14 protein-coding genes and 1 riboswitch are annotated in these 15,610 nt (G+C 56.1%); of the genes, 9 read left to right on the forward strand and 5 right to left on the reverse strand.

Annotation, left to right across the window (positions count from 1 at the left end; all coding sequences use genetic code 11):
* The first annotated feature begins 1 nt into the window (after position 1).
* Together leuC and leuD are read left to right on the forward strand one after the other, a co-directional pair.
* A complete protein-coding gene (leuC, locus tag HVX72_RS17420) occupies positions 2–1,402 on the forward strand; it encodes a 3-isopropylmalate dehydratase large subunit (RefSeq protein ID WP_042290087.1) in 1,401 nt (466 codons plus the stop codon).
* Between the two features lie 10 nt (positions 1,403–1,412).
* Positions 1,413–2,018 carry a 3-isopropylmalate dehydratase small subunit gene (gene leuD / locus HVX72_RS17425; RefSeq protein ID WP_042290089.1) on the forward strand — a complete coding sequence of 202 codons (606 nt, stop codon included), beginning with the start codon at positions 1,413–1,415 and terminating at the stop codon, positions 2,016–2,018.
* Positions 2,019–2,106: 88 nt separating this feature from the next.
* Here leuD and HVX72_RS17430 read toward each other — a convergent pair whose 3' ends face one another.
* Entirely contained in the window at positions 2,107–3,285 is a 1,179-nt protein-coding gene (locus HVX72_RS17430) for a sugar efflux transporter (RefSeq protein WP_042290091.1), read from the reverse strand.
* A 117-nt stretch (positions 3,286–3,402) separates the two neighbouring features.
* Positions 3,403–3,516: a glucose uptake inhibitor SgrT gene (gene sgrT, locus HVX72_RS17435; protein ID WP_042290093.1), complete on the reverse strand. Its 114-nt coding sequence runs from the start codon at positions 3,514–3,516 to the stop codon at positions 3,403–3,405.
* 93 nt (positions 3,517–3,609) lie between these two features.
* On the opposite strand from sgrT, the gene sgrR reads away from it, so the two are divergent.
* The 4 genes from sgrR to thiQ all read left to right on the forward strand — a co-directional run bounded on the left by sgrR (position 3,610) and on the right by thiQ (position 8,707).
* Positions 3,610–5,265: an HTH-type transcriptional regulator SgrR gene (gene sgrR, locus HVX72_RS17440; RefSeq protein ID WP_060570737.1), complete on the forward strand. Its 1,656-nt coding sequence runs from the start codon at positions 3,610–3,612 to the stop codon at positions 5,263–5,265.
* 33 nt (positions 5,266–5,298) lie between these two features.
* Positions 5,299–5,423, forward strand: a riboswitch (TPP riboswitch).
* Positions 5,424–5,455: 32 nt separating this feature from the next.
* A complete protein-coding gene (gene thiB / locus HVX72_RS17445) occupies positions 5,456–6,439 on the forward strand; it encodes a thiamine ABC transporter substrate binding subunit (protein ID WP_181821985.1) in 984 nt (327 codons plus the stop codon).
* Positions 6,415–8,025, forward strand: a complete 1,611-nt coding sequence (gene thiP, locus HVX72_RS17450; RefSeq protein ID WP_181821986.1) for a thiamine/thiamine pyrophosphate ABC transporter permease ThiP — start codon at positions 6,415–6,417, stop codon at positions 8,023–8,025. The genes thiB and thiP overlap by 25 nt, the downstream gene beginning before the upstream one ends.
* On the forward strand, positions 8,009–8,707 hold the full coding sequence (thiQ, locus tag HVX72_RS17455) for a thiamine ABC transporter ATP-binding protein ThiQ (protein ID WP_042290102.1): 699 nt from the start codon (positions 8,009–8,011) through the stop codon (positions 8,705–8,707). Before thiP ends, thiQ begins: the two co-directional genes overlap by 17 nt.
* Positions 8,708–8,792: 85 nt before the next feature.
* Here thiQ and HVX72_RS17460 read toward each other — a convergent pair whose 3' ends face one another.
* Entirely contained in the window at positions 8,793–9,560 is a 768-nt protein-coding gene (locus HVX72_RS17460; RefSeq protein ID WP_042290105.1) for a DedA family protein, read from the reverse strand.
* An 85-nt stretch (positions 9,561–9,645) separates the two neighbouring features.
* Positions 9,646–10,524, reverse strand: a complete 879-nt coding sequence (gene araC / locus HVX72_RS17465) for an arabinose operon transcriptional regulator AraC (RefSeq protein WP_042290107.1) — start codon at positions 10,522–10,524, stop codon at positions 9,646–9,648.
* Between the two features lie 339 nt (positions 10,525–10,863).
* Here araC and araB point away from each other — a divergent pair, with 339 nt between their 5' ends.
* The 3 genes from araB (at position 10,864) to araD (ending at position 14,875) form a co-directional block, all read left to right on the forward strand.
* Complete coding sequence (gene araB / locus HVX72_RS17470; RefSeq protein WP_042290110.1) at positions 10,864–12,573, forward strand: ribulokinase; 1,710 nt, start codon at positions 10,864–10,866, stop codon at positions 12,571–12,573.
* 10 nt (positions 12,574–12,583) lie between these two features.
* Positions 12,584–14,086, forward strand: a complete 1,503-nt coding sequence (araA, locus tag HVX72_RS17475; protein ID WP_181821987.1) for an L-arabinose isomerase — start codon at positions 12,584–12,586, stop codon at positions 14,084–14,086.
* A 93-nt stretch (positions 14,087–14,179) separates the two neighbouring features.
* Complete coding sequence (araD, locus tag HVX72_RS17480; RefSeq protein ID WP_181821988.1) at positions 14,180–14,875, forward strand: L-ribulose-5-phosphate 4-epimerase; 696 nt, start codon at positions 14,180–14,182, stop codon at positions 14,873–14,875.
* Positions 14,876–14,913: 38 nt separating this feature from the next.
* On the opposite strand, the gene HVX72_RS17485 is transcribed toward araD, so the two are convergent.
* On the reverse strand, positions 14,914–15,297 hold the full coding sequence (locus tag HVX72_RS17485) for a DUF4751 family protein (RefSeq protein ID WP_042290118.1): 384 nt from the start codon (positions 15,295–15,297) through the stop codon (positions 14,914–14,916).
* Between the last annotated feature and the right edge of the window lie 313 nt (positions 15,298–15,610).

Genomic DNA, 15,610 nt, shown 5'->3' on the forward strand with positions numbered 1-15,610 from the left:
CATGGCTAAAACGTTATACGAAAAATTATTTGATGCGCACGTGGTGTACGAGGCGCAAAACGAAACCCCGCTGTTATACATCGACCGCCATCTGGTGCATGAAGTAACCTCCCCGCAGGCGTTCGATGGCCTGCGCGCGCATGGTCGTCCGGTTCGTCAACCGGGTAAAACCTTCGCGACGATGGACCATAACGTCTCGACGCAGACGAAAGACATCAACGCCTCCGGTGAAATGGCCCGTATCCAGATGCAGGAACTGATCAAAAACTGCAACGAATTCGGCGTTGAGCTGTACGATCTGAATCACCCGTATCAGGGCATCGTTCATGTGATGGGGCCGGAACAGGGCGTTACCTTACCGGGCATGACCATCGTCTGCGGCGACTCCCATACCGCCACGCACGGCGCGTTTGGCGCGCTGGCGTTCGGCATCGGCACCTCGGAAGTTGAACACGTACTGGCGACGCAGACCCTGAAGCAGGGTCGCGCGAAAACCATGAAGATTGAGGTCAAGGGCCGCGCGGCGCCGGGTATCACGGCGAAAGACATCGTGCTGGCGATTATCGGTAAAACTGGCAGCGCAGGCGGCACCGGCCACGTCGTGGAGTTCTGCGGCGACGCGATCCGCGCCCTGAGCATGGAAGGCCGTATGACCTTGTGCAACATGGCGATTGAGATGGGCGCGAAAGCGGGTTTGGTCGCCCCGGATGAAACCACCTTCAACTATGTGAAAGGCCGTTTGCACGCCCCGAAAGGCAAGGATTTTGATGATGCGGTTGCGTACTGGAAAACGCTGCAAACCGATCCGGACGCCCGCTTCGATACAGTTATCACCTTACAGGCTGAAGAGATTGCGCCACAGGTCACCTGGGGCACCAATCCGGGCCAGGTGATGTCGGTAACCGACATGATCCCCGATCCGGCTTCTTTCGCCGATCCGGTTGAGCGGGCAAGCGCAGAAAAGGCGTTGGCCTATATGGGGCTGAAGCCTGGCGTGCCGTTAACGGAAGTAGCGATCGATAAAGTATTTATCGGCTCCTGTACCAATTCACGTATTGAAGATTTACGCGCCGCAGCGGAAGTGGCGAAAGGACGGAAAGTGGCGCCAGGCGTTCAGGCGCTGGTGGTGCCAGGGTCCGGTCCGGTAAAAGCGCAGGCGGAAGCGGAAGGTCTGGATAAGATCTTCATTGAAGCGGGCTTTGAGTGGCGTTTACCGGGCTGCTCAATGTGTCTGGCGATGAACAATGACCGTCTGAATCCGGGCGAGCGCTGCGCCTCAACCAGCAACCGTAACTTTGAAGGCCGTCAGGGCCGCGGCGGACGTACCCATCTGGTCAGCCCGGCAATGGCCGCTGCTGCCGCCGTCACCGGCCATTTCGCCGACATTCGCAGCATTAAATAAGGAGACCACCATGGCAGAGAAATTTACCCAACATACCGGCCTGGTTGTCCCGCTGGATGCCGCCAACGTCGATACCGACGCCATCATTCCTAAACAGTTCTTACAGAAGGTTACCCGCACCGGTTTTGGCGCGCACCTGTTTAACGATTGGCGCTTTCTGGATGACAAAGGCGAGCAGCCGAATCCGGCGTTTGTGCTCAACTTCCCGGAATATCAGGGCGCGTCTATTCTGCTGGCGCGGGAAAACTTCGGCTGCGGTTCATCCCGTGAACACGCCCCCTGGGCGCTGACCGACTATGGCTTCAAAGTGGTGATCGCACCGAGCTTCGCCGATATCTTTTACGGCAACAGCTTTAACAACCAGTTGCTGCCGGTGAAGCTGAGCGATGAAGAGGTCGATGAACTGTTCACACTGGTGCAGGCGAATCCGGGGATTTATTTTGAGGTGGATCTGGAAGCGCAGGTCGTTAAGGCGGGCGAAAAGCGCTACAGCTTTACTCTTGATGCCTTCCGCCGTCACTGCATGCTGAACGGTCTGGACAGCATCGGTCTGACGTTACAGCACGAGACGGCTATCGCCGCTTACGAAGACAAGCAGCCCGCGTTTATGCGCTGATTGTCCTCCTGCGATGCGCTTTTAATTCACAGCGGCTTCGCGCTATCCGGCCCACAAACGCCCTTCCTGTGGGCCGGATACTCTCTCCTCAGACATCCTTCACCTGGCTGGTCATATACAGCGTTACCACAGAGATCGCCGCAATCACCCAGTAAACGGCATAATGCCCGACGCTCTGCGCCACCGCCCCCTGAATCACTCCCGCGAGGATCACGCCGGTTGAGATGCTGTTGGTGAAGAGCGTCGTCGCCGACCCCGCCCTGCCCGGCATCAGATCCTGAAACCAGAGCATCCCAATTCCGGCGACGATCCCGATGAACACCGCGTTGAACACCTGGAGAATCAATAGCGCCGCGTGGCTGTGAAAGACAATCAGACCGAGATAAAACAGCACGCCCGCCGCTACTGCAGTCACCATCATCCGGCGCTTGCCAAAGCGTTTGACATAAAAACCTGCGAGGATCATCGCCGGAATTTCCAGCCCTGCCGCGGTCCCCATCAGGATCCCGGCAAGCTTATCCGGCAACCCCAGCTCAGCGCTGATCCATAGCGGCATATCAATGATGTACATGGTGTTGCAGGTCCACATTAGCGTGGAGGCGATAAACAGCATGCGAACGTTGTTGTCCTGCCAGCCGCTAACCCGGGTGACAGGTACATCGGCCGGTTGTTCAACCCGCGCCACCGATGGCAGCATAAAGGCGATCAGGACAAAGCTCAGCGCAAAAATTCCGGCAGCAATAGAAAACATCACCGTAAAGCCATAGTTAAGCGCCAGCATAAACGCCAGCGGCGGGCCGATCACCCAGGCCAGGGAAAGCTGCGCACGCATCACCGAACTGAACATCACCACTTCCCGCGCCGAGCTGTCGGCGTATTCCCGCGCCAACGCAAACAGCTGCGGCATCGCGGTATTCGCCAGCGACGCCAGCAATACGCCGCAGGTGATCAGCGTCAGGTAATGACGGTTAAAAGCAAACAACAGGGCGTTGCCAATGGCCATCAGGCAACAAAACAGAATCAGTCTGCGCCGGTCGCCCTGGCTGTCGGAGCGCTTTGCCAGCGCGAGACTGACGCCAATCCCGGCGATGGCGTTGACGGTGTAAAACAGCCCCACCCAGAACGGCTGCGCCCCCACTTCACGGCTCAGGAAAAGGCTCAACGTCGGCGCCTGTAGCGCGCCCGCGATGCCCATCATAAAGGCGACCAGCATAAATGCCGCATAAACACCGTTGAGACGTCGTCCCATAGTCATGATCCAGAGCATAAACCTTTCCTTAGCGCGCAGCGGAAACGAAAAAAGCCAGCAGATAATACCTGCTGGCGGGGTGAAAAACACCAATACTCAGTCACACATGATGTCTGCCAATCCGGGGTCGCGATGTCACTCCCACTGCATCAGTTCTTCCAGCATCTTTAAGCGCTGCGGTGCGCTCAGGCAAGCCAACCAGGACAACTTTTCTGTCGCGGAAAAATACTTCAGATAGAACTGGCGCATTGTTGACCCCTTCATCGTGCTTCATCGGGATTCATTATTGGCCTAATATAGGGATAATAAAATTGCTGAGTTTTTCGCTGGAGTTCCCCTTTTATGTCTTCTGGTCGTCTGCAACAACAATTTATCCGTTTGTGGCAATGCTGCGACGGCAAAACCCAGGACACCACGCTCAACGAGCTGGCGGAACTGCTGAACTGCTCGCGTCGCCATATGCGCACTCTGCTGAACACGATGCAGGCGCGCGGCTGGCTGACGTGGGAAGCGGAAGTGGGCCGTGGCAAACGCTCTCGTCTGACGTTCCTCTACACCGGACTTGCGCTCCAGCAGCAGCGCGCGGAAGATCTGCTGGAACAGGATCGGATCGATCAACTGGTGCAACTGGTGGGCGACAAAACCGCCGTTCGCCAGATGCTGGTGTCACATCTTGGACGCAGCTTCCGCCAGGGGCGTCACATCCTGCGCGTCCTGTATTATCGTCCTTTGCAAAACCTGCTGCCGGGTACGGCGCTGCGGCGCTCAGAAACGCATATCGCCCGTCAAATCTTTAGCGCCTTAACCCGGGTAAATGAGGAAAATGGGGAACTGGAAGCCGATATTGCGCATCACTGGCAGCAAATTTCCCCGTTACACTGGCGTTTTTTTCTGCGTCCGGGCATTCATTTTCACCACGGTCGCGAACTGGAAATGGATGACGTGATCGCTTCGCTCACACGAATTAACACCTTGCCACTGTACTCGCACATTTCCCGCATCAATTCGCCAACGCCGTGGACGCTGGATATTCACCTGTCGCAGCCTGACCGCTGGCTTCCCTTACTGCTGGCGCAGGTGCCCGCGATGATCCTGCCGCGCGAATGGGAAACGCTGAACCATTTCGCCAGTCATCCTATTGGCACCGGCCCCTATGCGGTAATGCGCAACACGCGTAATCAGTTAAAAATTCATGCTTTTGATGATTTCTTTGGCTATCGGGCGCTAATCGATGAAGTTAACGTCTGGGTGCTGCCGGATATCGGCGATGAACCGACCGGCGCGCTGACGCTGGAAGGCCCCACTAACGATGAAAAGGCCATTGAAAGCCGGCTGGAAGAAGGCTGCTATTACCTGCTGTTTGACGCCCGCACCCACCGTGGCGCAAATCAGGAGGTCCGGGAGTGGGTCAGTCGCGTCCTGTCGCCGAGTAATCTGCTCTACTATGCCGACGAGCACTATCAGCGCCACTGGTTTCCCGCTTATGGCCTGCTACCTCGCTGGCATCATGCCCGTCCGGGCCACGGCGAAAAACCTGCCGGGCTGGAATCCCTCACCCTGACCTATTACCACGATCATATCGAACACCGGGTCATTGCGCAGATCATGAGCCAACTGCTGGCGGAACATCAGGTAAAGCTGAATATACAGGAGATCGACTACGATCAGTGGCACGCCGGAGACATTGAAAGCGATATCTGGCTAAACAGCGCCAACTTCACCCTTCCACTCGACTTTTCGCTGTTCGCGTATCTCTGTGAAGTTCCGCTGTTGCAGCACTGCATTCCGCTGGACTGGGAGGCGGACGCCGCCCGTTGGCGCACCGGTGAGATGAACCTGGCGGCCTGGTGTCAGCAACTGTTAGCCAGTAAAGCGATCGTCCCGTTGATTCACCACTGGCTGATCATCCAGGGACAGCGCAGTATGCGCGGTTTACGTATGAACACGCTTGGCTGGTTCGACTTTAAATCGGCATGGTTTGCGCCACCAGACCCGTGATTGCTGCATAGCAACAAAATCATTACACTAACGGCGTTCTCAACGGGGTGCTGATAAACATACACAACGTCATTCAGGATGAGGTGTACAGGCTGAGAAAATACCCGTCGAACCTGATCCGGATAACGCCGGCGAAGGGATTTGAGGCTACCGCTCAAAATCCTTTGCCACCCATCTATTGAGGTGCAAAGTGCTTAAAAAATGTCTTCCTCTGCTGCTTCTATGCGCAGCGCCCGTGTTCGCCAAACCTGTGCTTACCGTTTATACCTATGATTCGTTTGCCGCCGACTGGGGTCCCGGCCCGGCGGTCAAAAAAGCGTTCGAGGCTCACTGTGATTGCGAACTGAAATACGTGGCGCTGGAAGATGGCGTATCGCTGCTCAATCGCCTGCGTATGGAAGGGAAAAACAGCAAAGCCGACGTGGTGTTGGGGCTGGACAACAACCTGCTGGAAGCCGCCACGCAGACCGGGCTGTTCGCTAAAACCCCGATCCATACCGATGCCGTAAACGTCCCTTTCACCTGGAATAACGACACGTTTATTCCTTACGATTACGGTTGGTTTGCCTTTGTCTATAACAAGACAACGCTAAAAAATCCGCCAAAAAGTTTGAAAGAGTTGGTAGAAAGTCCGGAAAAATGGCGTGTGATCTATGAAGATCCCCGCACCAGTACGCCGGGTCTTGGCCTGCTGCTGTGGATGCAGAAAGTGTATGGCGATAAAGCGCCGGAAGCCTGGCAAAAGCTGGCGGCGAAAACGGTCACCGTCACCAAAGGCTGGAGCGAAGCGTACGGTCTGTTCCTGAAGGGAGAAAGCGATTTGGTGCTGAGCTATACCACCTCTCCCGCGTATCACCTCATCGAAGAGAAAAAGGATAACTACGCGGCGGCAAATTTCAGCGAAGGGCATTACGTGCAGGTGGAAGTGGCGGCGCGCACCGTCGCCAGCAAGCAGCCTGAGCTGGCGACGACGTTCCTGCGCTTCATTCTCACGCCCGCCTTCCAGAGCGCCATCCCGACCGGCAACTGGATGTATCCGGTTACCACCACCCCACTGCCCGCCGGGTTTGAGACGTTAACCAAACCAACCACCACGCTGGAATTCACGCCAGCTGAAGTGGCAAACCACCGTCAGGCCTGGATTAGCGAATGGCAACGCGCCGTCAGCCGCTAATTCCCGGCTGGCTGCTGCCCGGTCTTAGCGCCGCCACGCTGATGGTGGCGGTCGCGCTGGCCGCATTTCTGGCGCTGTGGTTTAACGCGCCGCAGGGGGAATGGTCCTCGCTCTGGCAGGACAGTTATCTGTGGCACGTGGTGCGCTTTTCCTTCTGGCAGGCGTTTTTGTCAGCTGTGCTGTCGGTCTTCCCGGCGATATGGCTTGCCCGCGCGCTCTACCGGCGTCGTTTTCCCGGCCGTTTGGCGCTGCTGCGCCTGTGCGCGATGACCCTGATCCTCCCGGTGCTGGTGGCGGTATTTGGTATCCTTAGCGTCTATGGACGACAGGGTTGGCTGGCTTCGCTCTGGCAGACGTTCGGGCTGGAATGGACCTTCTCTCCTTACGGTTTGCAAGGTATCCTGCTGGCCCACGTTTTTTTCAATATGCCTATGGCAAGCCGACTTCTGCTGCAGTCGCTGGAAAATATTCCCGGCGAACAGCGTCAGCTCGCCGCCCAACTTGGTCTTCGCGGCTGGCATTTTTTTCGTTTCGTCGAGTGGCCGTGGTTGCGCCGTCAAATCCCGCCCGTCGCCGCCCTTATCTTTATGCTCTGTTTCGCCAGCTTTGCCACCGTGCTATCGCTCGGCGGCGGGCCACAGGCGACCACTATCGAGCTGGCGATTTATCAGGCGCTGAGCTATGACTACGATCCGGCGCGCGCGGCGATGCTGGCGTTGATCCAGATGGTGTGCTGCCTGGCGTTGGTGCTACTGAGCCAGCGCTTAAGTAAAGCCATCGTTCCCGGAACCACGCTGGTGCAGGGGTGGCGCGATCCGGACGACCGCCTGCACAGTCGGATTAGCGATACGCTGCTTATTCTCCTCGCGTTACTGCTGTTACTGCCGCCGCTGCTGGCGGTGATTGTTGATGGCCTCAACCGCCATCTTTGGGACGTACTGGCGCAACCGATCCTGTGGCAGGCAATGTGGACCTCGCTGCGCATCGCCCTGGCGGCAGGCCTGCTGTGCGTGATCCTCACCATGATGCTCCTGTGGAGTAGCCGCGAACTGCGGGCCCGTCAGCATGTGCTGGCAGGGCAAACGCTGGAACTGAGCGGAATGCTGATCCTCGCCATGCCCGGCATTGTGCTGGCGACCGGTTTCTTTTTGCTGCTCAATAACAGCATTGGTCTGCCGGCGTCGGCGGACGGCATCGTGATCTTCACCAATGCGCTGATGGCGATCCCTTATGCGTTAAAGGTGCTGGAAAACCCCATGCGTGACGCCGCCTCCCGCTACTCAATGCTGTGCCAGTCGCTGGGGATTGAAGGCTGGCGGCGGCTCAAGGTTGTGGAGTTACGCGCTCTGAAACGACCGCTTGCGCAGGCGCTGGCTTTCGCCTGTGTGCTTTCCATCGGTGATTTTGGCGTGGTGGCGCTGTTCGGTAATGACGATTTTCGGACGCTGCCGTTTTATCTGTACCAACAAATCGGCTCGTACCGCAGTCAGGACGGCGCCGTGACCGCACTGTTACTGCTGTTGCTGTGCTTTATGCTTTTTACCGCTATCGAGAAATTACCAGGACGACATGCTAAAACTGACTGATATAACCTGGCTTTATCATCATTTGCCGATGCGCTTTACGCTTTCCGTGGCCCGGGGCGAGCAGGTAGCCGTTCTGGGGCCTAGCGGGGCGGGGAAAAGTACGCTACTGAACCTGATCGCCGGTTTTCTTACTCCTGCCAGCGGCACGTTGATGATTGAGGGCGACGATCATACCGCTACCCCCCCTTCTCGTCGTCCGGTGTCGATGTTATTTCAGGAAAATAACCTGTTCAGCCATCTGAACGTGCAGCAAAACATTGGGCTGGGGCTGGATCCGGGGTTGAAGCTCAGCGCCCTACAGCGCGAGAAACTGATGCATATCGCGCGGCAAATGGGCATCGACAACCTGATGCGCCGCCTGCCCGGCGAACTGTCCGGCGGTCAACGTCAGCGCGTTGCGCTGGCGCGCTGTCTGGTACGCGATCAGCCCGTGCTGCTCCTTGATGAGCCGTTTTCCGCTCTCGACCCCGCCCTGCGTCAGGAGATGCTGGCGTTAGTCAGCGATGTCTGTCACAACCGACAGTTAACGCTGCTGATGGTTTCACACAGTGTGGAGGACGCCGCCCGCATCGCCCCCCGCTCCGTTGTCGTGGCCGATGGGCGAATCGCCTGGCAAGGCAAAACCGATGAATTGGTCAGTGGGAAAGCCAGCGCCTCGGCATTGCTGGGAATTAAAGGGTGATGGTTGTCATGGACGCTTCGCTTTCCCGGCCTACAGTGAAACACGTCTGTAGGCCAGATAACGCGCAGCCATCCTTCAGCCAGAATCAGACGCCGACCACCTTCAGCAGGATATCCACATAGACTGGCATTAGCGGATGACGAATCAGCATCACCAGCGCAACAATCCCCAGCGCCAGCACGCCAGGCGCGAGCCACAGCAAACGCGCTTTTGGGAGAAACGCAGTTAACCGGTCGGTTGCCGCCTTTCCACTTCGCCACAGGCGCCAACACAGCCAGCCGCCAACCCATAACAGGAGCGCCGTTGCCAGCAGTAGCCATTTAAACTCGCCGCTCTGCATTCCCGCAGGAATATCGATCGCCGCCCCCGCCAGTATCCCCGGCAGAAAGTAAAACGGCGGCCAGAGCAGACAGCCGATGATATTGGGGGTGATAAATTTCGAGACCGGCAGATCGAGCATTCCTGCCACCATCGGCACCAGCGGACGCGTCGGCCCGACAAACCGTCCGACCAGGATCGTAAACATACTATGTTGATGCAGCGCATGTTCGGTTTTATCCAGCAGCGCCTTGTTTTTCTTAAGGAATGACCAGCGATGCAGCGGCTTTTTAAAGCGCCATCCCAGCCAGAATGAGATCCAGTCGCCGAGCAGGCAACCCACAATCCCCGCCAGCCACGCGTGCCAGAAATTAAGCTCGCCGCTACCGATTAGCGCGCCCAGTCCGGCCATCAGTACGGTGCCGGGTAAAATCAGACCGACCAGCGCCAGCGATTCCAGAAAGGCCACCAACACCACGGCTATCAAAGCGTACATGGCGGACTGCAGAATGAAGTGTTCCAGAAATGCTTGCATAGTTCGTCCGTCAGTTTTACGAAACAGGGATTCTGCAAACCCCTCGCTGCTTCGTCAAGCCATCAATTGTCTGAATAGTTACAGCTTATGACACCTTCACTGACACATCATTCACTTTTTCCTCACATCCCGCGCGGAACTCACTCGGGCTGGCGCCGGTGCATTTTTTAAAGACCCGGGAGAAATAAAGCTGGTCGTCAAAACCTACGTTACGTCCGACGGTGGCTATTGGCATACGCGTAGTGCTGAGCAGCAGTTTCGCCTGGCTGATACGCTGGTCCTCGCGCCAGCTCAGCACGCTGATCCCCAACTGCTGGCGGAACAGATGCGAGAGACGCGACGGCGACAGGCAAACATGCTGGGCAACGCTGGCGATATCAAAATGGCTGTCGGCGAGATGGTCGCTAATATACTGGCAGGCGTCGCGCACGCGGTTGTCCATTGGCGGATGCAGCGAGGCGTTTATCGCCTCCATACGGCGTAACAGGAGCTGTTCCAGCAGGTTAATCGCCAACAGTTCGGAATAGCGTCCTTCCCCCTGCCCGGCGCTGATGATCTGACCGAATAGTTCATTGAAGTGTGGCTGATGGGCTTCGTCCGGGCGGAAAAAACCGGTCTGGGCGAAAATCGGCGGCCAGGCCAGCCATTCTTGCCAGTAGGCGCGCGGACGGAAGTAAACCCACTGGTGATACCACTGGCTGGCATCCGGATGACGTCCATAGTGATGAATTTCACCCGGTGGAAACAACAAAATATCGCCGGGGCGGCAAACAAACTGCTTCCCCTGATTATTAATCACACCCTCTCCACGAATGGTGAGATTGAGAATATAGCCTTTCATCCCCAGCGGGCGATCGATAAAGAAATCGAGATAGCCGTTGGCGTCGATGGGCGTTAACCCCGCCACCAGATGCGCGTTAAACGAGTAGCCGGGCAGGAGGGGATCATTTTGCGGTTCAGCCATAATTTCACGACTCCCGAAGTTCGGTGAGGAAACAAATTGTCCATATTACGTAAAAGGGTGTTATCTGCGTCCTGCTTTGCCCTGGCGTTGTTGCTGGCAGAGCATCAACTCCGCTTTTTCACAGCATTTTGTAACAAAACTGCGCGGTCAGAGCGATAAAAACTGATAACAAAAGTGTCTATAACTACGGCAGAAATGTCCACATTGAATATTTGCACGGCGTCACACTTTGCAATGCTATAGCATTTTTATCCATAAGATTAGCGGATCCTGCCTGACGGTTTTTATCCCCACTCACTACTGTTTCTCCATACCCGTATTTCTGGATGGAGTAAGACGATGGCGATTGCAATAGGCCTCGATTTTGGCAGTGATTCAGTGCGAGCGCTGGCGGTGGATTGCGCCACCGGCAGCGAAGTGGCAACCAGCGTTGAATGGTATCCCCGCTGGCAAGAAGGGCGCTACTGCGATGGCCCGAACAACCGGTTTCGCCATCATCCGCGTGACTACATCGAATCAATGGAAGCAGCGCTAAAAAGCGTTCTCGCTGAACTGAGCGCCGCGCAACGCGCAGAGGTGGTCGGAATTGGCGTCGACAGCACAGGTTCCACCCCTGCGCCGATTGACGCCGACGGCAACGTCCTGGCCCTACGTCCGGAGTTTGCTGAAAACCCAAACGCGATGTTCGTTTTGTGGAAGGACCACACCGCGGTGGAAGAGGCGGAGGCCATTACCCGTCTGTGCCATACGCCGGGCAAAGCGGACTATTCCCGTTATATCGGCGGTATTTATTCCAGCGAATGGTTCTGGGCGAAAATCCTCCACGTCACCCGCGAGGACAGTGCCGTCGCACAGGCCGCCGTGTCGTGGATAGAGCTTTGCGACTGGGTGCCCGCCCTGCTTTCTGGCACTACCCGTCCGCAGGATATCCGCCGCGGGCGCTGTAGCGCCGGACATAAATCGCTGTGGCATGAAAGCTGGGGCGGCCTGCCGCCCGCCAGCTTCTTTGACGAGCTTGATCCCCTCATTAACCAGCATTTGCCCTACCCGTTATTCAGCGAAACCTTTACAGCCGATCTGCCGGTTGGCACGCTGTGCGCGGAATGGGCGCAGCGTCTCGGCCTGCCGCAGAGCGTGGTGATCTCCGGCGGCGCGTTCGATTGCCATATGGGCGCTGTGGGCGCAGGCGCGCAGCCGAACGCGCTGGTAAAAGTGATCGGCACGTCAACCTGCGACATTCTGATTGCCGATAAGCAAAGCGTGGGCGATCGCGCGGTGAAAGGGATCTGTGGTCAGGTTGACGGCAGCGTCGTCCCCAATTTCATCGGGCTCGAAGCCGGACAGTCCGCCTTTGGCGATATCTATGCCTGGTTTGGCCGCATTCTCGGCTGGCCGCTTGAGCAGCTTGCCGCCCAGCATCCTGAGCTAAAAACGCAGATCAAAGCCAGCCAGAAGCAACTGCTGCCCGCGCTCACCGAAGCGTGGGCCAACAATCCTTCGCTCGATCACCTGCCGGTGGTACTCGACTGGTTCAATGGACGCCGTACGCCAAACGCCAATCAGCGTCTGAAAGGGGTCATTAGCGACCTGAATCTGGCGACGGACGCCCCGGCGCTATTCGGCGGTCTGATTGCCGCCACAGCCTTCGGCGCGCGCGCCATTATGGAGTGCTTCACTGAACAAGGCATTGCGGTGAATAACGTCATGGCGCTGGGCGGTATCGCCCGTAAAAACAAGGTCATTATGCAGGCCTGCTGCGACGTCCTGAATCGCCCGTTGCAGATCGTCGCCTCCGATCAGTGCTGCGCGCTGGGCGCGGCGATCTTTGCCGCCGTGGCGGCAAAGGTGCATGCCGACATCCCTGCCGCTCAACAAAAGATGGCGAGTGCGGTGGAAAACACGCTGCAACCCCGCCCTGAACAGGCGCAGCGCTTCGAACAGCTTTATCGCCGCTACCAGCAGTGGGCGGTGAGCGCCGAGCAACATTATCTTCCGACTGCCGCCCCGGTCATCAACGCACCGGCTCACCAGGCAACCCTGACTCATTAAGGACACGACAATGACAATTTTTGATAACTATGAAGTGTGGTTTGTAATCGGTAGCCAGCACCTTTACGGGCCAGAAACGCTGCGCCAGGTCACTCAGCACGCCGAACACGTCGTTAATGCTTTGAACAGCGAAGCCAAACTGCCGTGCAAACTGGTATTAAAGCCGCTGGGCACCACGCCGGATGAGATCACCGCCATTTGCCGCGATGCAAATTACGACGATCGCTGCGCGGGTTTGGTGGTCTGGCTGCATACGTTCTCTCCTGCGAAAATGTGGATCAACGGACTGACGACCCTTAATAAGCCGCTGCTTCAGTTCCACACTCAGTTCAACGCCGCCCTGCCGTGGGACAGTATTGATATGGACTTTATGAACCTGAACCAGACCGCACACGGCGGTCGCGAGTTCGGTTTCATCGGCGCGCGTATGCGTCAGCAGCATGCCGTAGTCACCGGTCACTGGCAGGATAAGACGGCACAGGATCGTATCGGCTCGTGGATGCGTCACGCGGTCTCAAAACAGGATACGCGTCATCTGAAGGTCTGCCGTTTCGGCGATAACATGCGCGAAGTGGCGGTCACTGACGGCGATAAGGTCGCCGCACAGATCAAGTTCGGCTTCTCGGTGAATACCTGGGCGGTGGGCGATCTGGTGCAGGTGGTTAATTCCATCAGCGACGGCGATATCAACGCGCTGATCGACGAGTATGAAAGCCGCTACACCCTGACGCCTGCTACGCAGATCCACGGCGAAAAACGGCAGAACGTGCTGGAAGCGGCGCGCATCGAGCTGGGAATGAAGCGTTTCCTCGAACAGGGCGGCTTTCACGCGTTTACCACCACTTTTGAAGATTTGCACGGCCTGAAACAGCTTCCTGGTCTGGCCGTACAGCGTCTGATGCAGCAGGGCTACGGCTTTGCGGGCGAAGGCGACTGGAAAACCGCCGCTCTGCTTCGCATCATGAAGGTGATGTCAACCGGTCTGCAGGGCGGCACCTCATTTATGGAGGACTACACCTACCACTTCGAGAAAGGCAACGATCTGGTGCTTGGCTCGCACATGCTGGAAGTGTGTCCGACCATCGCGGTGGAAGAAAAACCGATCCTCGACGTGCAGCATCTCGGCATTGGCGGTAAAGACGATCCCGCGCGTCTGATCTTCAACACCCAAACCGGTCCGGCGATTGTCGCCAGCCTGATCGACCTGGGCGATCGCTACCGCCTGCTGGTGAACTGCATCGACACCGTCAAAACGCCGCACTCGCTGCCGAAACTGCCGGTCGCCAATGCGCTGTGGAAAGCGCAGCCGGACCTGCCTACCGCCTCTGAAGCGTGGATCCTGGCGGGCGGCGCCCACCATACCGTCTTCAGCCACGCGCTGGATCTGAACGATATGCGCCAGTTTGCTGAAATGCACGATATCGAAATCGCCGTTATTGATAACGAAACCCGCCTGCCCGCCTTTAAAGACGCGCTGCGCTGGAATGAAGTGTATTACGGATTCAAACGTTAACCAGGTAATTGCCTGATACGCCTCACTTATCCGGCCTGATCAAGGTGTAGGCCGGATAAGGCGTTTACGCCGCCATCAGGCAAGGAGACAAACATGTTAGACGATCTTAAACGCCAGGTGCTGGAAGCGAATCTGGCTTTGCCGCAGCATAATCTGGTGACGCTCACCTGGGGGAATGTCAGCGCCGTTGACCGCGAGCGCGGCGTGTTCATCATCAAACCGTCCGGCGTTGAATACAACGCGATGACCGCCGGGGATATGGTGGTGGTCAGCCTTGCGACAGGTGAAGTCGTGGAAGGAACGAAAAAACCGTCTTCCGATACCCCCACACACCGCCTGTTGTATCAGGCTTTTCCATCAATTGGCGGTATCGTACACACGCATTCCCGCCACGCAACCATCTGGGCACAGGCCGGACAGCCGATCCCTGCCACCGGTACCACCCACGCCGACTATTTCTACGGTACGATTCCCTGCACGCGTAAAATGACCGATGCGGAAATTAACGGCGAGTATGAATGGGAAACCGGCAATGTGATCGTGGAAACCTTCGAAAAACAGGGCATTGATGCCGCCCAGATGCCGGGCGTACTGGTACATTCTCACGGCCCCTTCGCCTGGGGTAAGAATGCTGAAGATGCGGTGCATAACGCCATAGTGCTGGAAGAGGTCGCCTACATGGGGATTTTCTGTCGCCAGCTTGCCCCGCAGCTACCCGATATGCAACAAACCCTGCTTGATAAACATTATCTGCGCAAGCATGGCGCAAAAGCCTATTACGGCCAGTAACACGCCGTTGCGCGTCCAGACAGAGACGCGCAACTTATTTATTCGGGAAGATATTCGGCGAATCGACTTTTGAATAAACAATTATTCGCGCTGATATATTCTATCGCATTATCAAAATAACCGCGTATTTCCTCCCCTTCCAGAGAATGAAAAAAGACGTAATCAACGATCGTTGACTGCCACCGTTGCCCGTGTAAAAAATAATTAATCACCGTATCGCGATGGCCATTTCGACGATCGTGACCTTGCCAATGAAAAAAAGCATTTCCATCTTCAATAGTTTCAGTACGCCAAATCTGCCCTGTCCATGTTTTATACTCAATATATTTACTGACGGTGTTCACCGACGGCCTTGAAACCAGCGTATTTACAAAAACATAGTTATGATAATTATTCTGATGTATTCGAGTAAATTCATTCATATACCCACTCCATGAAAAAAAAACGCCCGTTCCCTAAGCTGAACAATAATCATCTACTTAAAACAAAATGATAACAGAGAGATATTCCCGACGAAATCGAACCGCATCCTTTTTATTCAGCAATAGATAAATTTAAATATATATTATATTTTATCGATAGGTTACCCAAATATATATTATATTCAGTCAAAGCAATCGGGCGTTTCAAAAGAAAGTTTTACACTTACGTTTAATGAAAACAAATAAAAATTGCTAAATTTTGCTATTCCGAGAAACAAGTAACAAAATCAAACAGGCACTAATCCGAATTATA

The organism is Citrobacter sp. RHB21-C05 (assembly GCF_013889015.1).
Lineage (GTDB): Bacteria > Pseudomonadota > Gammaproteobacteria > Enterobacterales > Enterobacteriaceae > Citrobacter_A > Citrobacter_A sedlakii.